This is a genomic window from Serratia marcescens subsp. marcescens ATCC 13880 (assembly GCF_017299535.1).
GTDB lineage: Bacteria > Pseudomonadota > Gammaproteobacteria > Enterobacterales > Enterobacteriaceae > Serratia > Serratia marcescens.
In genome coordinates, this window is sequence record NZ_CP071238.1 from 4234287 (window position 1) to 4260331 (window position 26045).

Here is a 26045-nt window from a genome sequence, read left to right on the forward strand (position 1 = left end):
GGAACGCCCGCATCAGCGGGCGTCCTGATTAGGCTTTCGGGAATATCCACAGATGATCGGCCGGCAGGGAGAGCCGGCACAGCGCCCGATCGCGCGCCTCGTGGCCATAGGCGCGCACCACGAAATCTTCGGCCACGGTGCGGAACAGGTATTCCCAGCGATCGCCGAGATACATGCTGGTCAGCAACGGCAGCTCAAGCTGGTTGCCCTGCGGATCTTCGCCCAACCGCACGCGCTCCACGCGGATCACCGCCGTGCCCTCCTGCCCGACCTGCACGCCGGCGCCCGCTTTGCCCCACAGCGCCCAATCCTTGCCTTCGATGCGCGCCCGGTCGCCTTCCAGCGCGACAACCTTGCCCGGCAAGCGGTTGTTGCTGCCCATGAACTCGGCGGTGAACAGCGTGGTGGGTGAACCGTACATCTCCTGCGGCGTGCCCTGTTGTTCGATTTTGCCGTTATTGAGCAGCAGGATGCGATCGGAAATGGCCATCGCCTCGTTCTGGTCGTGGGTCACCATCAGCGCCGACAGACCGAGCTTGATGATCAGCTCGCGCAGGAATACCCGCGCCTCTTCGCGCAGCTTGGCGTCGAGATTGGACAGCGGCTCATCCAGCAGGATCACCGGCGGGTTGTAGACCAGCGCACGCCCGATCGCCACGCGCTGCTGCTGGCCGCCGGAAAGCTGGTGCGGGTGCCGCTTGGCCAGATGCCCCAACCCGAGCTGATCCAGCACCGCCTGCACCCGCTGGGCGATTTCCGCCGAGGCGGTCTTACGCAGCTTCAGCGGGTAAGCGACGTTCTCAAACACCGTTTTATGCGGCCACAGGGCATAGGACTGAAACACCAGCCCCAGGTTGCGCTCTTCGGCGGGAATTTCGCTGCGCGCGCTGCCGTTGTACACGGGGTTATTGCCGATGACGATCCGCCCTTGGCTCGGTTTCTCCAGCCCGGCCACCGCCCGCAGCAGCGTGGTTTTGCCGCTGCCCGACGGGCCCAGCAGCGAGACCACCTCGCCCCGTTTCAGATCCATCGACACCCCTTTCAGCACCGGGTTGTCGCCATAGGTCAAATGCAGATTCTCTACCGAAAGTTCAATCATGTAATTTCACTCCAAAGCGCAAGGCGATCCCCAGCCCCAGCACCACCAGCAGGATATTGATGAACGACAGCGCGGCGACGATATCGATAGCGCCCGCGGCCCACAGAGAAACCAGCATCGAGCCGATGGTTTCCGTGCCCGGAGACAGCAGATACACCCCGGTGGAATATTCGCGTTCAAAAATCAGGAACATCAGCAGCCAAGAGCCAATCAGGCCATAGCGCGACAGCGGAATGGTGACGTGGCGGGTGATCTGGCCGCGACTGGCGCCGGCGCTGCGCGCCGCCTCTTCCAGCTCCGGCCCCACCTGCAGCAACGTGGAAGAGATCAGCCTCAGGCCGTAGGCCATCCATACCACGGTGTAAGCCAGCCAGACGCTGAAGATAGTGCTGCGCAGCGAACGCAGCCAGACAATCCAGTTAGCACGCAGCCACTCGGCCATCGGCAACGCCGACAGCCAACCCTCCTTGAGCGATTTGTCCAGCCACATCGGCAAGAACAGGAACACCCACAGGAATGCCAGACCGGCCAACAGCCCCGGCACCGCGCGCGGCACCAGTACGCTGTAGTCGAGGAAGCGCGTGGCGCCATCCGGCTTGCGGTGCATGGCGATGCCGATAAACAGGTAGCACGCCACCGCCAGCGCCCCGCCGATCACCCCGATCGCCATCGAGTTGACGATGGCGCGCAGCAGGTTGGGCTGCGCCCAGATGGTGCGGAAGGTGTTGATCGACAGCTCGTCCCAGACAGACACGCCCACGCCCCAGTTAGAGATAAAGGCGCGCAGCACCACGCCGATCAGCGGCACGCCGATGGTCACGGTCAGCCAGAACACCACCACCGCGCCGGCCACCCAGCGCCATTTGCCGAGCGGCAGCGCGCGGGCCTGCGAGGCTTTGCCCTTGACGGTGACAAAGCGATTGGCGGTGCGCATCAGCCGGCGCTGCAGCATCACCAACGGAATAGTGATGCAAATCAGCACCACCGCCACCGCCGCCATCAGATGGTAAGACGGCGTGCCCAGCTTGTTGGTCAACTGGTACAGGTAGGTCGCCAGCACCAGGTTGCCTTCCGGATCGCCCAACACCAGCATCAGGCCGAACACTTCCAGCCCGAGGAAGAACAACAGCACCCCGGCGTACAAGATAGACGGCCGCACCATCGGCAGACTGACGGCGGTCATCACCTGCAGCGGCGTGGCGCCGGCGGTGCGCGCCGCTTCTTCAACGTCGGATCCCACGCTGCGCAGCGCCGAGGAGATGTACAGATACGCGTGAGGCACGTGCGTCAATCCGGCTATCACCACGATGCTGGCCATTGAGTAGATGTTCCACGGCACGAAGCCCAGCAGCGCCTCCGCCCACAGCGAGAAGAAACCTACCGGTCCCGCCGCCACCACGTAACCGAAACCCAGCACCATCGGCGACACGAAGATCGGCACCAGAATCAGCGGTTCGATGATCCGCCGCCCCGGCAGATCGGTGCGCACCATCAGGAAGGCCAAAACACCGCCGAGCGGGATGGCGATAATCACCAGGCCGAATGCCAAAATAAAGCCGCTTTTCAGCGCCTTGTAGAAATCCGGATCGGTAAAGATGAACTCGAAGGCCTCAAGGCTGAAAACCTTGGAAGGAGAGAAAAACGGTGCCGAGAGGAAGCTTTGAATGATGATAAACGACAGGGGGACATAGATAACCAGCGCGGTTATCAACACCACCAGTCCGCGCGGCAGACTCTGCCACTTTCTGCGCCATGCTTGCATAAATGCTCCCTATGGTTGTAAACGACGACCAAAGGGCGCGCGCCCGTGCGACAGGCGCGCGTCCGAATGCAGTCCCTGTTATTTCGCCGCGGCGGCGCGCCATTGTTTGATATAGTCGAGACGCTTGGCCGGCTGCAGATATTCCAGCAGGCTGTCATCGACCGGGATCGGTTTGAGCGCGTTACCCAACAGCTTGGTCATGCCATCGATGTCGTTCTTGCCTTCGATGTCGTTGCGGATCGAGGGGATATCCGCCTGATTGGCGAGAATATTTTGCCCTTTCTCCGACAGCACATAGTCAAACCACAGCTTGGCGGCGTTAGGGTTGCCGGCCTCTTTGCCGATGAAGCTCACGCGCGACAGCACCAGGGTATAGTCTTTCGGATAGACGATGCCGAGCGACGGATCGCTCTTGGCGCGGGCCTCGGCGTATGAACCGAGGATATTGAAGCCGATCAGGTTTTCACCGGAGGAAACGCGTTCCATCATGGTGCCGGTGGAGGATTGCACCGCCAGGCCACCCTTGGCCACGTCGGCCAGCGTTTTGAAGTAGTTAGGATCGGCCTTGAAGTCCTGCACCGACAGCATGAAGCCGACGCCGGATTTTTCGATGTCGTAGGTGGTGACTTTCTTCTTGAATTTGTCCGTCTGGCCGGCGATCAGCTTGGCCAGCGCCGCATGCGAATCCGGCACATCGCCTTGCGGGATCAGGCGTTTGTTATAGATAAACACCACCGGCTCATAGGTGGTGCCATACACCTTATCTTGCCATACCGCCCATTTCGGCAGTTGAGCCTGCTCGGGAGAGGCGTATTCCTGCGCGTAATCGCCCGCCAGTTTCAAAATGGTGTCCATCGACGAACTCCACACCACGTCGCCGCTGGTGCCGCCGGCCGCCTGCTCGCTGATAAAGCGGTTATACAGTTCGGTGCTGTTCATGTCGTTGTATTCGACCTTGATGCCCGGATACAACGCCTCGAACCCCTGGATCAGCGGCGCCGCCGCCTTGGTGTCGGTGGTCGAGTAAATCACCACCTTGCCTTCTTTCTTCGCGCCGTCGACCAGTTTCTGGTAGTCGGCGGGGTAGCCCGCCGGGAAGGCCGCATAGGCGGAAACGGAGCCCAGCAAAGTGATTGCCGCTACGGTCGCGCTGATTTTTTTCATCATCATCATCCATCCCCTGATCACATTTAATAAACTAAAAATTAACATATAGTTAATAACTGTGACGAGGCAACGGCGTTGCTTTGTTATCTTTCGGTTTTGTGAGGTTGGACGTTTTTCAGCCAATAAAAAAGCCCGGCAGCGCGGGCTTTACGGCGCTTCCTGTCGCAAACTATTCGGCCAGGCGAGAACGCCGCAGCAGGCGAATTCGCTGTACGATGGCGACCCCCAGCAGGGTCAGGGCAAACCCCGCCAACTGCACCAGCGACAGCGCCTCGCCAAACAGCGCGTAAGCCTGCAGCGCCGCCGCCGGCGGCACCAGCAGCATCAGCGCGGTAATGCGAGTCAAATCGCCGTGGCGCACCATCCAGATAAACAGCGCGGTGCCGCCCAGCGACAACACGCCGGCCGACCACAGCAGCGAGAACCACAGCGTCGGCGAATTGTCCCAGGCGCCGGAGCCCATCACGGCCGCCAACGCGCCGGTCACGATCGCGGCGCCGAGGTGCTGAATGGCGCCCGCCGCCCGCAGATCGGCCGCCGCCAGCGAAGACTTCTGCACCATGATGCCGATCGTCAGCGCGACGATGCTGCCAAACCCCATCAGGATCGGCAACAGCGCCATATTGCCGACGTCGATACCGGTCAGTCGAGGGGAGAGCACCAGCGCAACGCCGATAAAACCGACCGCCAGCCCGGCCCAGGAGCGTAACCCTATCGATTTGCGCAGCACCAACGCGAAAATCAGCGCGGTGAACAACGGCTGCAATCCGCCGATCAGCGACATCACCCCGGCCGCCAGGCCGTTCGCCACCGCCCACCAGCTTGCAGCGAGATAAACGCCATTCATCAACATGCCGGTCAGCAGGTGCATCACGAACTGCCGCCCCTTGGGCCAGGCGCAATGCAATGCCAGCAAAGCGAATACCGCGGCGGCGATCAAAAAGCGAAAGGTCAGGAAAAGGTTGGGATCGGCATGATCCGCCACCGCACGCGCGGCAATAAAACCCGTCGACCAAATTAATATCAGGAAAAACGGCGCGATAAATGCCTTTCGCCGATCGCGTTTTTCACGCGGGGTTATTTCCATATCACTACCTGAAAGAATGCGGTTGATGAATGAGGGCATACTAACCAATTTAACACGGGCTTAACAGTGCCGAGCGAACGCCCAAGTTCAGGTGGCGCATATAATTACCGGTGAATAATGAAGTTTCAATTTCATATAATTCATCGAGCTTATAATTAATTGCGCTACGTTACGATAATGTAAATTAATTGCTACATCAGGTATAAATATTCCCCTATCGGCGACATTGTCGGGATAATTCCCCTTTGCTAGCCTTTCTGAAGCCATTTAATTAACGGGACTGACTCATGGCCGAAATCACTGATTTTATGAAACTGGATATGCGTATTGGCGAAATTATTTCCGTGGAATATAACGACAAGGCGTTAAAACCCGCCTATAAGCTGCGCATTGATTTCGGCGAGGAAATTGGCATTAAAAACAGTTCGGCGCAATTATGCGAAAACTATCAGGAAGATGATCTGCTTGGCAGAAAAGTCATCTCCGTCGTTAATTTCCCCGCCAGGCGGGTTGCCGGATTTAAATCCGAAGTGCTGGTTCTTGCCGCGGTCACCAGGGATCAAGGCACCGTCTTGCTGAAACCCGATTTCGACGTGGAGATCGGCAGCAAGATTTTATAACCGCCCTATCATTCGTGAGGCCTCCGAGAAATGCGACAGTTATCTCTGCTTGATGAAGTTAAGAAGGCATACCAGGAACACCGTTCAGCCTTTATCCCCGGCGCTACCATGCAGGCAATCCTGCTGGCGCTGGGCGCGCGGCCGGAAGATTTCGCCAGGCTGCAGCAGGTCAGCGCCAATCTGGCGGACGATCCCACGCTGCCTTTCCGCAAGTCCAGAAACGGCCGTTTCTGTTTCGACTTCGATCGCGCCCGGATTGAGCGGCTGGAGTTCCAGCCTTTCGTGCTCTCGGTCGAGGAAGACTTCATCCGCTACGATTCGGGAAAGGTGCGCCATTTCCGCGGCATCAACGACGATCTGCAGTTGAATACGGCATTTCAGGCGCTGATGAAATTCAAAGCCTACGTGATCGATGGCGTGAGCGTGACGCCGCGCCCCCGGCTTAATCAGGAGATCAACAAGTTCGTCTGCACGGTGTTCAACCTGCGCACCGTCACCACGCCGCAGATGCTGGGCGAACCGGCGCTGGAAGGCGTGCACAGCGACGGCGTCGACCACACCATGACGACCTTCCTCGGCTGCGACAACATGACCGACGACAGCGCCAAGACCTTTATTCACGATATGCGCGAAACCAGCGGGATCAAATTCGATCGGGCCCGGCCGGAATGGATTTTGGGCGCAATACAGCATCGGCATTTCCTCGATACCCTGCTGATTGTCGACCATGAACGCAAACACAGCCTCTCACCGGTGGAAGCGCAGGACAAACGTAAGAATTCAACCCGCGATATGCTGATCTTTTTCACCCGTAAACCGGTCGAAGACGGCCACGTCTCCTTCGCGTATGACTCTTTTAAACCGCATATCGAAATCCCGCTGTCGATAGACATGGTGGCGCGCGCGAGCTAACGCGTTGCCGGGCCGGCCGCCAGGATGCATCTGTGCGGCCGGTTCACGCAAGGATAAACAGCGCTGGATTAATCAGGTTTTTGTCGCCGAATTATTATATCCTGCCGGACGAAAATTTTTGCGGGCGCTCGCTGCCCCACGCGCCAGCCCTCTGCAGGCAGGCCGTTTATTTCATGAATACAGGCAGTGCCATACCGTTATGACCAAGAGTTTATCCCCGAAAGACATTATCGCCCTGGGCTTTATGACCTTTGCCCTGTTTGTCGGCGCCGGCAACATCATCTTCCCGCCGCTGGTGGGACTGCAGTCCGGCGAACATCTGTGGCCGGCCGCTATCGGGTTTATGGTGACCGCCGTCGCCCTGCCGGTGATCGCCGTGATCGCGTTGGCGCGCGTCGGCGGCAGCATCAGCCTGCTGACCGGCCCCATCGGCCGCACCGCCGGTTTGCTGCTGGCGACCGTCTGCTATCTGGCGCTCGGCCCGCTGTTCGCCACGCCGCGAACCGCCAATGTCTCTTTCGCCCTCGGCATTGCGCCTTTCACCGGCGACGGCGCCCTGCCGCAGTTCATCTACAGCCTGCTGTTCTTTACCCTGGCGATGATTGTGTCGCTTTATCCCGGACGGTTGCTCGATAACGTCGGCCATATTCTGGCGCCGCTGAAAATTCTGGCGCTGGCCGCGCTCGGCATCGCCGCCCTGGTCTGGCCCGCAGGCGCGCCGCTCTCCGCCGTCGGCAGCTATCAAGCCTCGGCGTTTTCCACCGGCTTCGTACAGGGTTATCAAACCATGGACACGCTGTCGGCGCTGATGTTCGGTTCGATTATCGTTACCGCCGCCCGCTCGCGCGGCGTCAGCGACAGCGGGTTGCTGCTGCGTTATACGCTGTGGGCCAGCCTGATCGCCGGCGTCGGCCTGACGCTGGTCTATATCTGCATGTTCAAACTCGGCGCCGGCAGCGGTAGCCTGATCGAGAACGGCGCTCAGGATGGCGCGGCAATCCTGCACGCCTATGTACAGCACACCTTCGGCGATCTGGGCAGCGTCTTTATGGCGGTGCTGATGTTCATCGCCTGCCTGGTGACGGCGGTCGGCATGACCTGCGCCTGCGCGGACTTCTTCTCCCGCTACCTGCCGCTCTCTTACCGCACGCTGGTGGTCATCCTCGCCCTCTTCGCCATGCTGGTCTCCAACATGGGGCTGGCCAATCTGATCCGCGTCTCGCTGCCGGTGCTGACGGCGATCTACCCGCCCTGCATCGCGCTGGTGTTGCTCAGCTTCAGCCAGAACCGCTGGCGCAGCGCCAGGCGCGTCTTCGCGCCGGTGATCGCCACCAGCCTGGTGTTTGGCCTGGCCGACGGCCTGAAGGCTTCCAGCTTCAGCGGCCTGCTGCCCGCCTGGTTCGATAAGCTGCCGCTGGCCGAACAGGGGCTGGTCTGGCTGCAGCCTACGCTGCTGGTGCTGTTGCTGGCGGCGGCTTACGACCGGTTGCGCGGCGTCGAAAGCGCCAATGCCGCGTCGTAAGCGCGATTTCCGCCCATAAAAAAAGCCGGTCATCATGACCGGCTTTTTTATCGGCTTGCGCCAGACCGCTTACTTCAGCAGCGCCTGCGCCTTCGCCACCACGTTGTCCACGGTGAAGCCGAACTCGGCGAACAGCTGCTCCGCCGGCGCCGACTCACCGAAGGTGGTCATGCCCACAATGGCGCCGTTCAGCCCCACGTACTTGTACCAGTAGTCCGCGATACCCGCTTCCACCGCCACGCGCGCCGTCACCGCCGCCGGCAGCACCGACTCGCGGTACGCCGCATCCTGCTTGTCGAACGCGTCGGTCGACGGCATCGACACCACGCGCACCTTGCGGCCCGCCGCGGTCAGCTTGTCCGCCGCTTCCACCGTGATGCCCACTTCGGAGCCGGTGGCGATCAGGATCACGTCCGGCGTGCCCGCGCAGTCTTTCAGCACGTAGCCGCCGCGGTACACGTTCGCCAGCTGCTCTGCGGTGCGCGGCTGCTGGGTCAGGTTCTGGCGCGAGAACACCAGGGTGGTCGGGCCGTCGTTGCGCTCGATGCCGTACTGCCACGCCACCGCCGATTCCACCTGGTCACACGGGCGCCAGGTGCTCATGTTCGGGGTCACGCGCAGGCTCGCCAGCTGCTCCACCGGCTGGTGAGTCGGGCCGTCTTCGCCCAGACCGATGGAGTCGTGGGTGTAGACGAACACGTTGCGCAGCTTCATCAGCGCCGCCATGCGCACCGCGTTGCGGGCGTATTCCACGAACATCAGGAAGGTCGCCGAGTACGGCAGGAAGCCGCCGTGCAGCGCGATGCCGTTGGTGATGGCGGTCATGCCGAACTCGCGCACGCCGTAATGAATGTAGTTGCCCGCCGGGTCAACGTTCAGCGCTTTCGAGCCGGACCACATGGTCAGGTTGCTCGGCGCCAGGTCGGCGGAGCCGCCCAGGAACTCCGGCAGCACCTTGCCGAACGCTTCCAGCGCGTTCTGCGACGCCTTGCGGCTGGCGATGTTGGCCGGGTTGGCCTGCAGTTTTTCCACGAACGCCTTGGCGTCGGCTTTCCAGTCGGCCGGCAGCTCGCCGTTCATGCGGCGCTTGAACTCGGCGGCCAGTTCCGGGAAGGCCTTGGCGTAGGCGGCGAACTTGTCGTTCCAGGCCGCTTCCTTGGCCTGACCGGCTTCTTTGGCGTCCCACTGAGCGTAGATGTCCTGCGGGATTTCAAAGGCGGCGTATTTCCAGCCCAGCGCTTCGCGGGTGGCGGCCACTTCGGCGGCGCCCAGCGCGGCGCCGTGCACGTCATGGGTGCCGGCCTTGTTCGGCGAACCGAAACCGATAACGGTCTTGCACATCAGCAGCGACGGCTTGTCGGTCACCTTGCGGGCTTCTTCAATCGCGGCCTTGATGGCGTCCGGGTTGTGGCCGTCGACGTTGCGCACCACGTGCCAGCCGTAGGCTTCGAAACGCAGGGCGGTGTCGTCGGTGAACCAGCCGTCGACGTGGCCGTCGATGGAGATGCCGTTGTCATCGTAGAAGGCGGTCAGCTTGCCGAGCTTGAGGGTGCCGGCCAGGGAGCAGACTTCGTGCGAGATGCCTTCCATCATGCAGCCGTCGCCCATGAAGGCGTAGGTGTGGTGGTCGACGATGTCGTGGCCAGGGCGGTTGAACTGCGCCGCCAGGGTGCGTTCGGCGATGGCGAAGCCGACGGCGTTGGCGATGCCCTGGCCCAGCGGGCCGGTGGTGGTTTCAACGCCCGGGGTGTAGCCGTACTCCGGGTGCCCCGGGGTTTTGGAATGCAGCTGACGGAAGTTCTCCAGCTCGCGCATCGGCAGGTCGTAGCCGGTGAGGTGCAGGAGGCTGTAAATCAACATGGAGCCGTGGCCGTTGGAGAGCACGAAACGGTCGCGGTCAGCCCAGTGCGGGTTAGTCGGGTTGTGGTTGAGATAGTCACGCCACAGGACTTCGGCGATGTCCGCCATGCCCATAGGGGCCCCCGGGTGGCCGGAATTTGCTTTTTGTACGGCGTCCATGCTGAGTGCGCGGATAGCGTTGGCAAGCTCTTTACGAGAGGACATGTTTTACTCCAGGTCGGATAAAAAAAGCAGTCAAGTTCCCTATTTTCTCAGACTCCACATCACAACGGCAATCCCTAATGCCAAATGAGAGCGAGTTCACCACTTATTAGCACGATTGGACGCTTTTTCGGAATAACACTATTCTCGCCTTAGCTGGCGTACACTAGGCTCTTGCGACAAGATTTCCTCAAAGCAAAATGACTCTTTTACCTTGTTACCTTCACAGGAAGATGGCGTTATGAAAATTCGTACCTCTTTGATTGCGTTGGGCATTGCCACCTTGGCAACCGGCTGTCAAAACCTGAATACCGAAACCTTGATGCAGTCCGGCGCGCAGGCGTTCCAGGCGGCGACCCTGAGCAACGACGACGTTAAGGCCCTGAGTGATAAATCCTGCGCCGAGATGGACAGCAAGGCACAAATCGCGCCGGCCGGCAGCACCTACGCCAAGCGTCTCAACAAAATCGCCGCGGCGCTGGGCGACAACATCAACGGCACCCCGGCCAACTACAAGGTCTACGTGACCAAAGACGTCAACGCCTGGGCGATGGCCAACGGCTGTATCCGCGTCTACAGCGGCCTGATGGACATGATGAACGACAACGAAGTGGAAGGCGTGCTGGGCCACGAAATGGGCCACGTGGCGCTGGGCCACACCCGTAAAGCGATGCAGGTGGCTTACGGCACCGTGGCGCTGCGCACCGCGGCGTCCTCCGCCGGCGGCGTCATCGGCTCGCTGTCGCAGTCGCAGCTGGCGGATATCGGCGAGAAGCTGGTCAGCGCCCAGTTCTCGCAGAAGCAGGAAAGCGAAGCGGATGATTACTCGTTCGATCTGCTGAAAAAACGCGGCATCGATCCGAACGGCCTGGCCACCAGCTTCGAAAAACTGGCCCAAATGGAAGCCGGCCGTCAGAGCAGCATGTTCGACGATCACCCATCTTCCCAAGCGCGCGCGCAGCACATTCGCGATCGCATCGCAGCAGAGAAGTAACAACGAGAACGCCCGGCAACCGCCGGGCGTTTTTTATCGTATCAATACAGCGTTTTCTGCGGCGGCCCGGCGAAGGTCAGCGGCCCGACCCGCTTCATGTCCACCTCGACCACCGACGGCCCCGGGTAACTGATCGCCTCGGCCAGCACGCCGTTGAACTGCGACGCCGCGTCCACCTTCCAGGCTTTCAACCCCATCGCTTCGGCAATTTGAGTAAAGGCCGGCGTATGCAGTTCGTTGTAATACTGGCGCCCGGCGAAGTACTTGTCCTGAATGCCACGCATCACGCCATAACCGCCGTCGTTCATGATCAGCAGGGTGATGTTCACCTGTTCCTGCGCCATGGTCGCCAGTTCCCCCAGGCCCAGCGCCAGACCGCCATCGCCCACCAGCCCCACCACCTTGCGCTGCGGGTTGGCGATTGCGGTGCCGATCGCCATCGGCAGCCCCATTCCAATGGCGCCAGCCAGCGAGTGTATGTTGCACAGCGGCGAGATCGCCCGGAACAGCCGGCTGCCCCAGACGCTGCCGGAAACGGTGATATCGCGCACCAACAGCCCGTCCTGCGGCAGCGCGGCGTCGATGGCGTCATTGAGTTTGGCGTATTCGCCGGACTGCTGGCGCAGCGCGCTCTCAGCCTGCTGCACCGCTCCCGCGATCTCGGCATCCCACTCGGCGCTCACCTTCTCGCCAGGGGTCAACCGCGCCGCCAGCGCCGTCAGCAGCGCCGCACAGTCGCCATTGATCTGTTCATCGGCCAGGTAGTTGCGGTTGGCCGCCGCCGGATCGATGTCAATTTGCACCAACGGGCGCGGCAGCGGCAGCGTCCAGGTGCGGGTTTCATTACTGCGCAGGCGCGAACCGGCCACCAGCGTCAGGTCGCACTGCGTCAGGATCGCTTCGATGCTCGGCGAGTTGTGGAACGCCCGCAGGCTGCGAGGATGGCTGTCCGGCAGAATGCCGCGCCCGTGGGTGCTGGAGATCACCGCCACACCGGCGTCCGCCAGCTTGCGCACCGCGTCGCCGCAGGCCAGCGCACCGCCGCCCAACCATAACAGCGGGCGCTTGGCCTGTTTCAGCCGCTGATGCAGCCGCTCCACCGCTGCGGCGTCCGCCTTCGGCAGCGGCGCCGGCGCCAACGGTTCGGCCAGCACCGAGCGGGACACCAGGCTGCTTTGAATATCGATCGGGATCTCGACCGCCACCGGGCCGCAGGGCACGGTTTGCGCATCCAGGATCGCTCGCTGGATCACCGCCACCGCCTGCTCCGGCGAATTGACCCGGTAAGCGCGCTTGGAGCAGGCGCGCAGGAAGCCGAGCTGATCGCGGGTTTCATGAATAAAACCGGCGTCGGCGTCCAGATAGGCTTTTTCCACCTGGCCGGTGATATGCAACAGCGGCGTGTTGGCGTTGAGCGCCTCAATCATCGCCCCCACCGCGTTGCCGGCGCCGGCGCCGGTGCTGGTCAACGCCACGCCCAGGCCGGAGAAACGCCCGTGCGCGTCGGCCATGGTGACCGCGCCCGCTTCGCCGCGCGCCGGCACGAAGCGAATTTTATCGCGCTGCCCCACCGCATCGGCGATCGGCAGATTATGAATCGAAATGATGCCGTACATCGCCGACACCGCGTACTGTTCCAGAGTCCGGGCTATCGCCTCGCCAACCGTGATTTTATCGCTCATCATCTGCCTTCTTAGGGTAATCGTTATTAGGGTTATGCGTAGAGGTGTCGGCCTAGTCGCTCCAGCGGTTCACCTGATGGCTCAGCGCCAGATACACGCTTTTCTGCTGCATGTAGGCCTTGATGCCGTTCAGGCCCTTTTCGCGGCCCAGTCCGCTTTCCTTGAAACCGCCGAACGGCGTGGAAATCGAGAACGTTTTGTAGGTGTTGATCCAGACGGTGCCGGTTTCCAGCCGCTCCGCCAGCGCCATCGCCCGCGGGAAATCGCGGCTCCAGATGCCGGCCGCCAGGCCGTACACCGAGTCGTTGGCCTGTTCGATCAGCTGTTGCTCGTCGTCGAACGGCAGCGCCACCAGCACCGGGCCGAAGATCTCCTCCTGGCACACGCGGGCATCGTTGTTCAAACCTTCGATAATGGTCGGCAGGTAATAGCTGCCGCTCGCCAGTTGCGGATCGGCCGGCGCTTCGCCGCCGATGCTCACCCGGCCGCCCTCCTGCCGCGCCAACGCCACGTAGTCCGCCACGCTTTGCCGATGTTTGGCGCTGATCAGCGGGCCGAGATGCACGCCCGGCACCAGCGGGTTGCCGATGCGCAGCCCCGCCGTCAGTTCGGTCAAGCGCGCCAGCAGCGGCTGATACAGCGAACGATGCACGAACAGCCGTGAACCGGCGATGCACGCCTGGCCGGCGGAGCTAAAAATGCCGTAACAGATGCCGCGCGCCGCCTGCTCCAGATCGGCGTCCTCCAGCACGATGGTCGGCGATTTACCGCCCAGCTCCAGCGAGGTGGGGATCAGCTTGTCAGCGGCGATGTGCGCCAAATGGCGCCCGGTGCCGGTCCCGCCGGTAAAGGCGATCTTCTTCACCAGCGGATGGCGCGCCAACGCCTCGCCGATCACCGAACCTTTGCCCGGCAGCACGCTGAGCAGCCCGGCAGGGAGCCCCGCCTGTTCGAACAGCTCGGCCAGCTTCAGCGCCATCAGCGGCGTGGCTTCGGCCGGTTTGAGCACCACGGCGTTGCCCGCCGCCAGCGCCGGCGCCACCTTCTGCATTTCGCTGGCGATCGGTGAGTTCCACGGCGTAATGGCGGCGATCACCCCCATCGGTTGATACTGACTGAGCGTCATCACTTCGGCGCTGCGCGGGGTCGGCAGCTCGCCTTCCAACACCTCGCAGGCGGCGGCGAAGTAGCGCGCGGTCGCCGCCGCACTGGCCACCAGGCCGCGAGTTTCCGCCAGCGGTTTGCCGTTGTCGCGCGTCTGCAACTCGGCCAGCTGTTCCTGCTGCGCCAGGATCAGGTTGCTCACGCGGTAGAGAATTGAGGCGCGTTGGTGCGGCACCAGCCCGCGCCATTCCGGCGCGCGCCAGGCCTTTTCCGCCGCCTCTACCGCCTCGTTGACATCCTCGACGTTAGCGGCGCGCAGCCGCGCGTTGACGCTGCCGTCGGCCGGGAATACCGAAGCCATCTCTTCGCCGCGCCCTTCACGCCAGCGCCCGGCGACAAAAATATTCAATCGTTCCATGCTCCGCTCCTGCCGTTCAGGCAATAAAACCGCCGTCCACCAGACGGCGGCAGGCTTGTACCGCGCTCAGCGCCGCCAGGGTTGATGTTTTGGGATTGCTCGCCAGCGGGTTGCCGCTCAGCTCAATGTGAAACTCGCCAAAGTCGCCGCACACCTGCAGGCGATGAGTGTTGCGCCGGGTGGCGGGATCGACCTGCAGGCGCACCCGGGTGGCGTCCATCCCCAGACCGTTGAGCGCAATAGTGGCCGCCACGTTGGCGTTGGCCGGGAACAAACGCGCCGCTTCGCGCGCCGAGCCTTCAAAAAATACCTGCGCCTCGCGCACCGCATCGAGGTCGATCAGTTGCTCCGCCGGGCTGCCGCGCCAGCTGGCCGGGCTCTTGCTGGCCTGATAGGTCACGCTCTCCAACCCGCCTTCACGCGCCGACGCCAGCCCGTCCATCCCCGCCACCGCGCCGGACAGCACGATCAGCTGCCCGTGATGGCGGCGGCAAACCTGCTGCAGCCGCTGTTGCAATGCGGCGTCCGCCAGCGCGCCGGTCGAGACCACCGCCAGCGGCCAACCGCGCTGCAGCACCGCCTCGCCAAACTCCGCCACCGCCTGCTGGCTGGCGCACTCCAGCACCAGATCCGGCCGCTGCGAACACTGCTCCGGATGGGTCAGCGCCTGCACCCGCCCGTCAAAAGCCTCGGCGATCGCCGCATGATGAGCTGCGCGCGCCAGGATCCAGCCAACCTCCACGCCTTCCGGCAGACGGGCGATCACTTCCTTCGCCATCGCGCCGTAGCCAATCATCATGATCTTCTTCATCTTTCTCGGCCCCTGCTACACATGGCGGTTAAAGCCGCCGGAAACGTCCAGCGCCGCGCCGGTGGTAAAGGAAGCCAGCGGCGAAGCGAGGAACAACAGCGCCTGCGCCGGCTCCTGCGGCTTGCCCAGGCGTTTCATCGGAATGCCGCGCCGTTCGGCGATGGCCGCCGTCCACTGTTCCCAACTTTGATCTTTATCGCTGCGCTCTTCGAAACGGCGGCGCCACTGGCCCGACTCCACCATCCCCAGCAAGATCGAGTTAACCCGAATGCCTTTGCCCACCAGCTCTTTCGACAGCGTCAGCGTCATGTTGAGCAGCGCGGCGCGCGCCGCCGAGGTGGCGATCATGTGCTCTTCCGGCTGCAGCGCCAGCAGCGAGTTCACGCAGGTGATAGACGCGATCGCCGATCGTTCCAGCGCCGGTAAGAACGCCTGCACCGGGTTGATCACGCCGAACAGCTTCAGCTCGGCCTCATGCAGCCAGGCCTCGCGCGGCGTCTGGTCAAAATGGGCGACGAAGCCCTGACCGGCGTTGTTGATCAGCAGATCCACGCCGCCGAAATGCGCTGTCACCTGAGCGGCGAACTGCGCCACCTGCTGCGCGTCCAGCACGTCGCAGCGCAGCGCCAGGATATCCGCCTGCGGGAAGTCAGCGCGCAGGCTGGCTGCTGCGCCGGCCAGTTTGTCCTGATCGCGGCCGCAGAACGCCACTTTCGCCCCTTCGGCCAGCAGCAGCTTCAGGGTTTCAAAACCGATGCCCGACGAGCCGCCGGTCACCACCGCCACCCGATCCTCAAGCTGAAAATTCATCGTTGGATTGCTCCCGTAAAGTCCCGCAGATAGCGGTTGAAACACGCCGGCGCATCGAGGTAGCTGGCATGACCGGCGGCGACGATCAGACGCAGCGTCGCGTCCTGCTCGCGCGCCAGCTCGGCCGCCTTCTCCGGTGGCGTAATGCGATCCTGTTCACCGCACCACACCTCCAGCGGGCCGCGATAGCGCGCCAGATAGCGGCCGATATCATCGTTGGCCAACATCCAGGCGGCACTCAGAAAACCGTCGGGATCGAGCTGCTGCATGCCGTTGCGCACCCAGGCGATATCCTGCGGATCCGCCCCTTCACGCAGCAAGGCCGCCGCCCGCTGCTCGCCGTAGCCCACCGGCCCCAGCGTCTCTATCATCTGCTGGCGCTGGCCGTACACCTGCCGGCGTTTTTCCTCCGGCGCCGTGGCATAGCCCTGCGCCGGATCCGCCAACACCAGCCCGCACAGCCCATCCGGATAGCCGGCGGCATAGGCGCTACCGATCAGCGCCCCCAGCGAATGGCCGACGATCAGCGGCTGCACCAGCTGCAGCTCATCAATCAGCGCCGCCAACGCCGCCGCATAACCGGCGGCATCGGCCTGCGGATCCGCCAACGGCAGGCTGCCGCCGTAGCCCGGCGCGTCCCACGCCAACAGACGGTGGCCGTCCGTCAGGCCGTTATCGTTGAACTGCTTGATCCACGAGGCGGATCCGGAGCTGATGCCGTGCAGCAACACCACCGGCCGCCCCTGCCCGGCCTCGCGCCAGCTCAGGGTGTACGCCCCGCAGCGCGCCCGTTGGCGTTGCGCCAGGCCGTTCATCAGTTGCGCTTCACTTTGGACAGCGGGTGATCCGCCGGATAGGTCGGGATCTCCGGCTTGGCGGTGCCGAGCATCACGCACATCAGCGCCTCTTCCTCGCCGTGGTTGAACAGGCCGCGATACACCCCCGCCGGCACCGAGATCAGATCGCGCTCTTTCAGCCTGGTTTCGTAATACTCTTCCCCATCCTGGATCATCAGCGTGATGCTGCCTTTCAGCATGAAGAACACTTCTTCCACGTCGTCGTGCAGGTGCAGCGGGCCCTCGCACTTCGACGGCAGCACCATGGTGGAGAAGGTGAAGTTGCCCGCCGGAATGGTGTTGGCGTCGCTGGCCACGCCGGTGGCGCCGGTGCCGATGTAGCGCATCTGCGCGCGGCGGTATTTCGGGTCAAAATCGGCCTGGAATTTCAGCGCGTTCCAGTCATATTTGCGGCCTTCGAAACGGGCAATGCGCGACTCCACCCAGTTTTCCATCGACAGATCCTGCGGCTTGACGCCGGCTTTGTTCTCAACCTGAGACATGTTGTCACTCCTCTGTTGAATCAAATGGTTATCCCCTTCGTCTTTCACGCTGTCGCGTTGTTGGCTGCATTCGTTCGCACCAGTCACTTACCGCAGTAAGCTCCTGGAGACTCACGAACTTGCCGCCTAGCCACAGCATGAAATCCATTGGGCTTAGTAATTGTTAATTCAGTACTTTCTCAGTAACGGCAGCAGAATGAGGCAGCCGACGAACGCCATCACCACCAGGAACAGCAGGCCGTTATCCATATTGCCGGTGGCGGCGATCAGCGCCCCCATCAGCACCGGCGCCAGCGCGCCGGCAAAATTGCCCAACCCATTGAAGATGCCGCCGGCGGTGGCGCTCACCTTGCTGCTGGTGGCCTTCGCCAACAGCGCGAAAATATTCGGCGCGCCGGCGCCCCACATAAAGGTGCTGAAGGCCATGGCGGCGATCACGCTGTAGGTGCCCTGCAGGTGCAGCACCACCGCCAGACCGAGGCCGGCGCCGCACAGCGACAGGAAGCAGGCCAGCGCGCGGCGATCCAGCTTGTCCGACAGCCAGGCGCCCAGCACTTCGCCGAGCAGCATGGCGATGAACGGCAGCGAAGAGAGGTAACCGGCATGCTCCAGATGAATGCCTTTGCCCTTGATCAGGTAGCTCGGCAACCAGCCGTTCATGCCCCACAGGTAGGTCAGAAAGGCGATGTTGAACAGGCAGATCATCCAAAAGTGCGGACTGCGCAGCAGCTCGCGGCGGTGCTGTTTGCGTTCGGACACCGCCGGTTTGGCCGCCGCCGCCGGACGCGAGACGTTCAGGTGGCGCATGCCGAACAGCACCAGCAACATCACCGGCAACGTCAGAAACGCCATAAAGAAGAAGGTGGCCTGCCAGTCGAAGGTATTGAGGATGTACAGGGTGACCGGGAAGCCGAGCGCGGCCCCCAGCGGCGTGCCGAGCAACCACAGCATGGTGGCGCGCGCCTGCAGCTGCGGCGGGAAAGCCTGACGAATAATGGCGTAGGCCATCGGCAGCAACGGCCCTTCGGCGATGCCGAGCAGGATGCGCAGCGTCATCATGGCGTGATAGGAACGCACCAGCCCCATCAACACCATCAGCACGCCCCACACCACCATCATGCCAATCAATACCTTGACCGGATTAAGCCGATCGCCGATGCCGCTGAGCAACATTGAGGAAATGCCGTAGGAGAACAGAAACGCGCTCATCAGCAAGCCCAGCCGCGCCGGGTCAAAACCAATGCCCAATGCCTGCTGAAACTCGGCGTCGGAAAACAGCGCCGCAATGCTGATCTTGTCGAAAAACGCCAGCAGCACGCAGGCGAACAGCGCGATCGGCACCGACCAGCGCACCCGCTGCTGCGGATTTTCGGCAACGGTTTCCCCCGCCCGTCCAGCGCGGGCGTCAATGTCTTGCGTAGTCATAAAACGCTCCCGAGGTTCGGGCGTTATTTCAACGCCATCAAAGAAAACTCCGCATCCGCCAGTTGCTGCGGATCCAGCACCCGGCCGCTCGCCAGCCAACGCTTGCCGAGTTTGATGGTGCGCGCGTCGTTGAACGCCACCATCTGCACCAGCTGCCGATCGGCGTTCAGCGTGAAGAACACCTGCGACTGCGGCGTGCGGCGCACCACATGATGCACACCGCCGCTCGGCACGCCGAGGATCTGGATATTGACGTCATATTGATCCGACCACAGCCAGGCCACGTCGTCATACGGGGCGGCGAAGGCGTCGAGCATCGCGCAGGCGGTGCTGATGGCCTGATTTTGCGCGTAGGCCCAGGACTGCAGGCACAGGCCAAGCGTCGGGTGACGCGCCACGTCGCCGGCGGCGAAGATCGCCGGATGGCTGGTGCGCCCCTGGCCGTCGACCACAATGCCGGACTCGATCGCCAGCCCGGCGCTGCGCGCCAGTTCGAGATTCAGCTCGACGCCGATCCCCACCACCACCAGATCGAAGGCCTGCGGATCGCTGACTTCGCTGCCGATCCAGGCGGCGCCGTCGCGATCTTCCAGCGAGATCTCGCCGCAGCCGCACAGCACCGTGACGCCCTGCCGGCGATGCAGTTCGAGCAACGCCTGCGAGACATCGGCGCCGACGCTGCGCATGCACAGCGCAGGCTGGCGTTCAAACACCGTCACCTCGGCGCCGAGACGCCGCGCGGAAGCGGCGATCTCCAGCCCGATCCAACCGCCGCCGACGATCGCCAGGCGACGACAGCCCTGCAGCCCCTGCCGCAACCGGGCCGCATCGTCCCAGGAACGCAGCGTCATCACGCGCGGGTGCTGCGCCCAGGCGGCGCCCGGCACACGCGGCCGCCCGCCGGTGGCGATCAGCAACTGCTCGAACTGCAGCCGTTGCCCATCGCTGAGCGTAACGATTTGCTGTTCGGCGTCGATGGACTCGGCGCGCAGCGGGCGGCGCCAGTCGATATTCAACTCCGCCACCGTCTGTTCGCTGAACAGCCGGCTGAGAGGAGCCGCGGCATCCAGCAACGCCGCTTTCGACAGCGGCGGCCGCTCGTAAAAATCGTAGGGTTCGTCGCTGACAACCGTCAGCCGGCCGCTGTAACCGCGGTCGCGCAGCGTCTTGGCCGCCCAGCCGCCGGCCTGGCCGCCACCGACGATGACGATGCCCGCCTGTTCAGCCCGGTTCATAACGCCTCCGCTTTTTTATGCTGGCGGCGCGTGTCGTGATCGATGCCGCCCTCTACCGCCCATTCGGTGAAGGAGACCAGCGAATGCTCCAGCTCGCGCGGCTGCCAGTTTTCCGTCAGATAATCGTCGTTGGTGTAGTACTCGAACGCGCCGCCGGTCGGGCTGTTGACGTACCAGAAATAGGCCGAGGAGATCGGGTGGCGGCCGGGGCCGATAAAGGTGCTCCACTGCTCTTTGTTCATGGCGATGCCGCCGCCGATCACTTCGTGGATATCGCGCACGGTGAACGCCACGTGATTCAGGCCGCGTGGGCGGTTCGGCAGCTTCAGCAGGAACAGGTTATGATGGCCGCCGCGCGCCTGGGTGCGCAGGAAGACGGCGCGATCGATATAGCGATCGGAAACCTGGAAATCCAACAGCTCGCGATAGAAACGCTCGGTCGCCGCCAGGTCGTCAACGAAGAACACTACGTGGCCGATGTTGATAGGTTGCGCCTGCGAATAGACCGGGCTGGGTTGATCGATGCGGCGCACGTCGCCCCACTGGTTGATCGGCGTGACCGGCACCTCGACCGCCTGCTGGCGGCTGACGACGAAGCGCAGCGTCATGCCGTTGGGATCGCGGCATTCCAACTCTTCTCCCACCTGACGGAAGCCGGGCATCAACGCCAAACGCGGCTGCAGGCGCGCCAGTTCGGCGGGCGAGGCCACGCCCCATGTCATGCGGCGCAGGGTGGAACCGCCTTCAAACGCCGCAGGCAGCGCCGCGCTTTGCAACGGGTGCAGAACGACCCGCGCCCCGCTCAGGGTAGTGAATTCGCGCTGCGGTTCGCCCCAATGTTGCGTGGCGGGCTGCAGGCCAAAGTCTTGCATGAATTTTTCGCAGGTTGGCAGATCTTCGACGCCAAACTCCAGTTTTTCGATTCCGATTACGCTCATTGCTCAGCCTCACGTTCTCGCTGTATACGGTTTTCAGGCATGACTGAACCCCGGCCCCTGTTTGCTGTGGGCCTTATCCCTGCCTGAGTGAAAGAGTCGATCCTGTCGGTTAGCCGACGTTGGCCTGCGGCGGCGCGCCGAGGAAGCCGGAAATTTTCTCCGCCGCATCGCGCACTTCCATGCGCAGCCGCTCGCGATCCGCTTTCGGGATCTCATCGGACGGCACCATGATGCTGACCACCGCCTCGACCCGCTGCTCACGGTTGAAGATCGGGTAGACGATCGAGGAGATGCCGTGGCGGAAGAATGATTCGCCGATCACATAGCCGCGCGCCTTGTCTTGCTGCACCATCTGCCACAGCGTTTCGCGATCCGCCGGGGTGCCCGGCGCGTTGCCCGGCAGCTGCTCGTCCGGATAGAGTTGTTCGAACTCGCTGCGGGTGGCGCTGGTCAACAACATGCGGCCGAGCGAGGTTTGGTGCACCGGCAAACGGGTGCCGACGCTGACCTGATTGATCTGCGAACCGGCGGCGCTGACGCGGGCGATATAGATCACGTCGCGCCCGTCGCGGATCGCCAGATGGCTGCTGCACTGGCTGCGATCGCGCAGCTGCTCGATCACCGGCTGGCCGGCCTGCGCCACATCCAGCGACGCGATATATTCGAAGCCGAGGCGCAGCACCTTGATGCCGAGCGCAAAGGTGTTGGTGCGCGGATTGCGCTCCAGAAAGCCCAGGTGTTCGAGCGTCTGCACCACGCGATAAGCGGTGGCCTTCGGCATATCGACCAGGCGATGCAACTCGGCGAAGGTCATCTCCTTATGCTGCTCGCCAAACGCCAGCAGCAACTGCAACCCGCGATCCAGCCCCGGGATCAGATACTTACATGCTTGCTCGTCCGCCATCTCTCGCTCCTGCGCTGTGCGCCTGCCCTGCGGGCCGTCAGTTGAATACGAAGCCGCCGTTGACCGGCAGCAGTTGACCGGTGACGAAATTCGCCAGCGGCGACAGCAGATAAAGCACCGTACCGTTCACATCGTCCGGGTGCTGCGCCCCGGCCAGCGCGCGCCCCTGCTCGTACAGCTGGTGGCGTTCGGCGGGGACATACTCGGTAGCTTCCACCCGCGTCAGGCCCGGCGCGATGGCGTTGACGCAGATCCCCTGCGGACCCAGTTCACGCGCCATCGATCGGGTCATCGCGATCAGCGCGCCTTTACTGGCAACATAGGCCATCAGGCGCGGCGCGCCCCACAGCGCGGTGTCCGACGCCACGTTGACGATCTTGGCGTGCGGGTTGCGCGCCAGCAGCGGCACCGCCGCCTGGCTCACCAGCCAGGTGCCGCGCACGTTGACCTGCATCACCCGATCCCACAGTTCGATATCGTATTCCATCATGGTTTTGCCGCCGACGCCGGTCGCCAGCGCCGCGTTGTTCACCAGGCCGTCGATCCCGCCGCCTGCGGCGATCTTCTCGAACGCCGAACGGATCGAATCCGGTGACGCCAGATCGATCGTCTGCGTTTCCACCTGAGCGCCCTGCTCGCGCAGCGCGGCGCCGCTCGCCGCCAGCTCATCCGCCAAAATGTCGCACATCACCACCTGCGCGCCGGCAGCCGCGATGGCGGCGGCGAAGCTGTAGCCCAGGCCGCGCGCCGCGCCGGTGACCACGATGCGTTTACCGTTCAGCAGGCCGTTCACTGCGCCGCCTCCCGCTCGCGCAGCGTCGCCAGCTGTTTTTGCGCCTCTTTCTGCATCAGGCGGCGCAGGCGAGAAAGACCGACGTCGTGCTGGTACAGATATTCGCGGCCGCGGGCGTTAGGCGCCATGTTCTCAAGCACGATGCGATCCTGCTCGAGCACGTCCCAATGCAACGATTCCAGGCGATTGCGGTACATGAAGCGCCACATGTCGCGCTGCCAGTCTTTGACCTTACGAATGCGCCAGAAGAATACCCGGCAGTGATCCTTGTCTTCCGGCACCACCATGCCGATGATCCAGAAGTGACCGCCCGGCCCGAAACGCTTCTTGTACGGGATCGACAGGCGCATCCAATACGCGCCGCTGTTGCCGAATTCCACCCAGTCGAAGTTGACGCCGATCTGGCCGTTTTTCTTGAAGATGAAGCCGCTGTCGGTCGGCTCCAGCGCCATGTCCGCCTTGCGATCACCTTCCGCCATCGAGTGTGAAGAGGAGTGCAGGTAAGTGCCGTGCATCGGATCCATCACGTTTTCCAGGGCGTACTGGTAGTTGCAGTTCCAGCTGGCGGTGCACAGAAAATTACTGTACGACGCTTCGTCCGCCAGCTCTTGCGGGAAAGTCAGCTCCGCCGGCGCTTCATCCGCCGTCACGCCGAAATAGAGGAACACCGCGCCATAGGCTTCTTTGGCCGGGTAAGACCGCAGGCATTTTTGCCCCACCAGCGGGCAGCGATCCACCGCCGGCACGTCTTTCACCGTCCCGTCTCCGCCGACTTCCACCCCGTGATACCAGCAGGCAATACGATCGCCGAGGTTCCACCCCATGGAAAGCCGCGCACCGCGGTGCGGGCAGCGATCTTCCAACGCGTGGATCAGGCCTTCACCGTCGCGCCACACCACGATTTGCTGCTCGAGACGGGTGATGCCGACCGGGTTGTTGCCCACTTCCCAACTGGCCAGCACCGGATACCACATGCCGCGCAATCCCTGGTCAAGATAGTCCTGCAGGCTCTGTTCGGAGGATGTTGTGTTTGCTGTCATTGTCTTCTCCCGGATGTGGCTCAGAAACCGTTAACGTGAAGGAATTCGCGGAACGTCGCCTCATTCCACGGTTGGCCGCTGCGATCGAACAGGCGGCGCTGATTCAACGCGCTGACGATCTGCTCCAGCTCTTCCGCCCCCTGATCGAAGATCGTTTCCAGCGCCGCCACCAGCGCGGTTTCGAAACCGTCCGGCACCCGGGCGCGGTTTTGCCAGATGACATTGCGGAACTGGCCCGGCTGATGGATTTGGCCGTTGCCGCCTTCGCGGGCCGGCGTCACTTGTTGGGTGTCCGGCAGCCAGGGATTGAAATCGGTGATGTGCTGCATGATTACTCCTCCGCGATAAAGGTGATCTGGATTTGGTTGTCGACCACCCGGGTGGGATAGGTTTGCAGATCTCGGCCGCCCGGCTCGCGCAGGCACTGGCCGGTACGCACGTCAAACAGCGCTTCGTGCAGCGGGCACTCAACCTTGCCGTCGTCTACAAACCCCTGGCTGAGCAAGGCATAAGCATGCGGGCAGACGTCTTCCAGCGCGTAGTAGTTACCGTCGAGCAGGTACACCCCGATCTCTTTTCCTTCCACTTTGCCGGAGAAAGGAAAATCTTCTTTCACCTGAGACACTTCGCACACATTCTTCCAGCTCATTGCTTTTATCCTCTATCTGATTGTTTCATATATGAAACTCAGTTTCTTATTTAATACAGCCACTATAAGTCTGGCGAAACTTTCGTCAAGCGAGCGGAACGGCAAATGTTAATGAAAGGTTGTTTAAAAATGACAAATGCGGGAAGGATCACGAAATCATGCACCGATATGAAAAACCTATGTCAGTTGTGCGCTCCCTCGCTAATTTATGGCAAAAAACGCGTTGATCTCTGCGGCGAATTGCGCGTAAAAGTGTTTTCTCTCTGTCATTCACACCCTATTTGATAACAATAAATTTACATCAATCAGCCCCATCCCCGCGTTTGCGCCAAATGGCATCCTCGGGTGAGTTTACTGCTGCCTGAATTCGTCAACCGCTCGCACTGAGGAACGCGCCGTGCAACAACGTCAACGCTGGTTTGGGGTGCTCGCCCTGCTGTTTCTGATCGTTATCGCCTATGCGGATCGGGTTAATATCGCCGTGATGTTGGTCAATCCCGACTTCCTGCAACACTTTCAACTCGGCGGTGACCGCGCTCACCAGGGCACGCTGATGACGGTGTTTTTACTCGGTTACGGCCTGTCCGCCATGTTGCTGACGCCGTTTCTGGAAACGCTGATGGGTTACCGCCGCGCGCTGACGCTGAGCGTGGTGCTGTGGGCGCTGCTCACCGCCGCCTCGCCGCTGGCGGGATCGCTGCTGTTGCTGTGCGCGGTGCGCGCGCTGCTTGGCGTCAGCGAAGGGCCGCTGTTCTCGCTGAAAACCATGTACATCAGCGATCATTTCGCCGCCGACGAGCGCGGCAAGCCCAACGCGGTCAGCGCGCTGGGCGTCTCGTTGGGGCTGGTGCTCGGCTTTCCGCTGGTGAGTTTTCTGATGGCGCACTTCGGGTGGGCGATGTCGTTTCACCTGCTGGCGCTGCTCAACCTGCTGCTGGGCCTGGCGCTGGTGCGGTTGTTCATTCATCCGCTCGCCTTACCCTCATCTTCACGCCCTGCCGATTCGCAACCGGTGCTAAGCCGCGTCTGGCACACCTTCGCGCTGGCCTGGCGCACGCCGATGCTCGGCTGGATCCTGCTGATCGAGATCGCCACGCTCAGCTACCTGTGGGGCTCCAGCGCCTGGCTGCCGGCTTACCTGACCGATGAAAAAGGGTTCTCCATCAAGCAAATGGGCTGGATGGCGGCGCTGCCGTTCATCGTCAGCATCGCCTCCAAATACCTCGGCGGCGCGTTGCTCGATCGTATCCGCCCCTATCAGGCGCCGCTGATCTTCGTCTTTGGCGGCGCGGCGACCGCACTGTGCATCTATGGCGTAATGAACAGCCATCAGCTTGGTTGGATCGCCTTCTTCCTGCTGGCGGCCAACGCCTGTTGGGGTGCGCAGGGCGCGGCGATCCCCACGCTGCTGCAGCATTATGCGCGGCCGGAGGCGGTCGGCAGCGCCTATGGGCTGATCAACGGCATCGGCAATCTGTTCTCGGCGTTCGTGCCGATGGCCATGGGCATGGTGATGGCCAGCCAGGGCAAGGTGTCCTCGGGCTTTGCGGTGCTGATTGCCTCACAGCTGTTGACGCTGCTGGCGGGCGGCGCGCTGTTTAGCCGTATGTTGCTGGCGCGCCAGGTGAAACGGGCATAAATCCGTTTCACCGTGTTCTACGGCGGCAAACCGA

The 26045-nt window shown here is 62.5% G+C and carries 24 protein-coding genes; 5 read left to right on the forward strand and 19 right to left on the reverse strand.

Features of this window, described 5'->3' with window-relative positions:
- Positions 1-28: 28 nt before the first annotated feature.
- From J0F90_RS20240 to J0F90_RS20255, 4 genes are all read right to left on the reverse strand, one after another.
- Positions 29-1099, reverse strand: coding sequence for an ABC transporter ATP-binding protein (locus J0F90_RS20240; protein ID WP_033639427.1), 1071 nt, complete (start codon positions 1097-1099; stop codon positions 29-31).
- Positions 1092-2861 carry an ABC transporter permease gene (locus J0F90_RS20245; protein WP_033639426.1) on the reverse strand — a complete coding sequence of 590 codons (1770 nt, stop codon included), beginning with the start codon at positions 2859-2861 and terminating at the stop codon, positions 1092-1094. Before J0F90_RS20245 ends, J0F90_RS20240 begins: the two co-directional genes overlap by 8 nt.
- 78 nt (positions 2862-2939) lie before the next feature.
- Positions 2940-4028, reverse strand: coding sequence for an ABC transporter substrate-binding protein (locus J0F90_RS20250; protein ID WP_033641358.1), 1089 nt, complete (start codon positions 4026-4028; stop codon positions 2940-2942).
- A gap of 169 nt (positions 4029-4197) precedes the next feature.
- Entirely contained in the window at positions 4198-5115 is a 918-nt protein-coding gene (locus J0F90_RS20255; protein ID WP_016930036.1) for a DMT family transporter, read from the reverse strand.
- A 287-nt stretch (positions 5116-5402) separates the two neighbouring features.
- On the opposite strand from J0F90_RS20255, the gene J0F90_RS20260 reads away from it, so the two are divergent.
- The 3 genes from J0F90_RS20260 to brnQ all read left to right on the forward strand — a co-directional run bounded on the left by J0F90_RS20260 (position 5403) and on the right by brnQ (position 8169).
- Complete coding sequence (locus tag J0F90_RS20260; RefSeq protein WP_004931561.1) at positions 5403-5735, forward strand: tRNA-binding protein; 333 nt, start codon at positions 5403-5405, stop codon at positions 5733-5735.
- Between the two features lie 30 nt (positions 5736-5765).
- Complete coding sequence (locus tag J0F90_RS20265) at positions 5766-6647, forward strand: 2OG-Fe dioxygenase family protein (RefSeq protein ID WP_028127702.1); 882 nt, start codon at positions 5766-5768, stop codon at positions 6645-6647.
- A 199-nt stretch (positions 6648-6846) separates the two neighbouring features.
- Complete coding sequence (gene brnQ, locus J0F90_RS20270; protein WP_016930038.1) at positions 6847-8169, forward strand: branched-chain amino acid transport system II carrier protein; 1323 nt, start codon at positions 6847-6849, stop codon at positions 8167-8169.
- 69 nt (positions 8170-8238) lie between these two features.
- Here brnQ and tkt read toward each other — a convergent pair whose 3' ends face one another.
- Entirely contained in the window at positions 8239-10233 is a 1995-nt protein-coding gene (gene tkt / locus J0F90_RS20275; protein ID WP_033639425.1) for a transketolase, read from the reverse strand.
- Between the two features lie 238 nt (positions 10234-10471).
- On the opposite strand from tkt, the gene loiP reads away from it, so the two are divergent.
- Positions 10472-11224, forward strand: coding sequence for a metalloprotease LoiP (gene loiP / locus J0F90_RS20280; RefSeq protein ID WP_016930039.1), 753 nt, complete (start codon positions 10472-10474; stop codon positions 11222-11224).
- A 41-nt stretch (positions 11225-11265) separates the two neighbouring features.
- On the opposite strand, the gene J0F90_RS20285 is transcribed toward loiP, so the two are convergent.
- From J0F90_RS20285 to J0F90_RS20350, 14 genes are all read right to left on the reverse strand, one after another.
- Positions 11266-12906, reverse strand: coding sequence for a thiamine pyrophosphate-binding protein (locus J0F90_RS20285; RefSeq protein ID WP_033639424.1), 1641 nt, complete (start codon positions 12904-12906; stop codon positions 11266-11268).
- A 52-nt stretch (positions 12907-12958) separates the two neighbouring features.
- On the reverse strand, positions 12959-14428 hold the full coding sequence (locus J0F90_RS20290) for an aldehyde dehydrogenase (protein ID WP_016930041.1): 1470 nt from the start codon (positions 14426-14428) through the stop codon (positions 12959-12961).
- A 16-nt stretch (positions 14429-14444) separates the two neighbouring features.
- A complete protein-coding gene (locus J0F90_RS20295; protein ID WP_033639423.1) occupies positions 14445-15239 on the reverse strand; it encodes an aspartate dehydrogenase in 795 nt (264 codons plus the stop codon).
- A gap of 15 nt (positions 15240-15254) precedes the next feature.
- A complete protein-coding gene (locus tag J0F90_RS20300) occupies positions 15255-16049 on the reverse strand; it encodes an SDR family oxidoreductase (RefSeq protein ID WP_033639422.1) in 795 nt (264 codons plus the stop codon).
- Positions 16046-16864: an alpha/beta fold hydrolase gene (locus J0F90_RS20305; RefSeq protein WP_033639421.1), complete on the reverse strand. Its 819-nt coding sequence runs from the start codon at positions 16862-16864 to the stop codon at positions 16046-16048. Before J0F90_RS20305 ends, J0F90_RS20300 begins: the two co-directional genes overlap by 4 nt.
- Entirely contained in the window at positions 16864-17388 is a 525-nt protein-coding gene (locus tag J0F90_RS20310) for a cupin domain-containing protein (protein WP_004937634.1), read from the reverse strand. The genes J0F90_RS20305 and J0F90_RS20310 overlap by 1 nt, the downstream gene beginning before the upstream one ends.
- A 168-nt stretch (positions 17389-17556) precedes the next feature.
- Entirely contained in the window at positions 17557-18813 is a 1257-nt protein-coding gene (locus J0F90_RS20315; RefSeq protein WP_016930045.1) for an MFS transporter, read from the reverse strand.
- A 23-nt stretch (positions 18814-18836) separates the two neighbouring features.
- Positions 18837-20048 carry an NAD(P)/FAD-dependent oxidoreductase gene (locus J0F90_RS20320; RefSeq protein WP_033639420.1) on the reverse strand — a complete coding sequence of 404 codons (1212 nt, stop codon included), beginning with the start codon at positions 20046-20048 and terminating at the stop codon, positions 18837-18839.
- On the reverse strand, positions 20045-20986 hold the full coding sequence (locus J0F90_RS20325) for a VOC family protein (RefSeq protein ID WP_033639419.1): 942 nt from the start codon (positions 20984-20986) through the stop codon (positions 20045-20047). The genes J0F90_RS20320 and J0F90_RS20325 overlap by 4 nt, the downstream gene beginning before the upstream one ends.
- Positions 20987-21095: 109 nt before the next feature.
- Positions 21096-21890, reverse strand: coding sequence for an IclR family transcriptional regulator (locus tag J0F90_RS20330; RefSeq protein WP_033639418.1), 795 nt, complete (start codon positions 21888-21890; stop codon positions 21096-21098).
- Positions 21891-21927: 37 nt separating this feature from the next.
- Positions 21928-22683, reverse strand: a complete 756-nt coding sequence (locus J0F90_RS20335) for an SDR family oxidoreductase (RefSeq protein ID WP_033639417.1) — start codon at positions 22681-22683, stop codon at positions 21928-21930.
- Positions 22680-23723, reverse strand: coding sequence for an aromatic ring-hydroxylating oxygenase subunit alpha (locus J0F90_RS20340; RefSeq protein WP_033639416.1), 1044 nt, complete (start codon positions 23721-23723; stop codon positions 22680-22682). The genes J0F90_RS20335 and J0F90_RS20340 overlap by 4 nt, the downstream gene beginning before the upstream one ends.
- A 20-nt stretch (positions 23724-23743) precedes the next feature.
- Complete coding sequence (locus tag J0F90_RS20345; RefSeq protein ID WP_004937617.1) at positions 23744-24052, reverse strand: recombinase-like helix-turn-helix domain-containing protein; 309 nt, start codon at positions 24050-24052, stop codon at positions 23744-23746.
- Between the two features lie 2 nt (positions 24053-24054).
- Entirely contained in the window at positions 24055-24372 is a 318-nt protein-coding gene (locus tag J0F90_RS20350; protein WP_004937614.1) for a non-heme iron oxygenase ferredoxin subunit, read from the reverse strand.
- Between the two features lie 397 nt (positions 24373-24769).
- Between J0F90_RS20350 and J0F90_RS20355 the strand changes: the two genes are divergently transcribed.
- A complete protein-coding gene (locus J0F90_RS20355; RefSeq protein WP_033639415.1) occupies positions 24770-26011 on the forward strand; it encodes an MFS transporter in 1242 nt (413 codons plus the stop codon).
- The last annotated feature ends 34 nt before the right edge of the window (positions 26012-26045 follow it).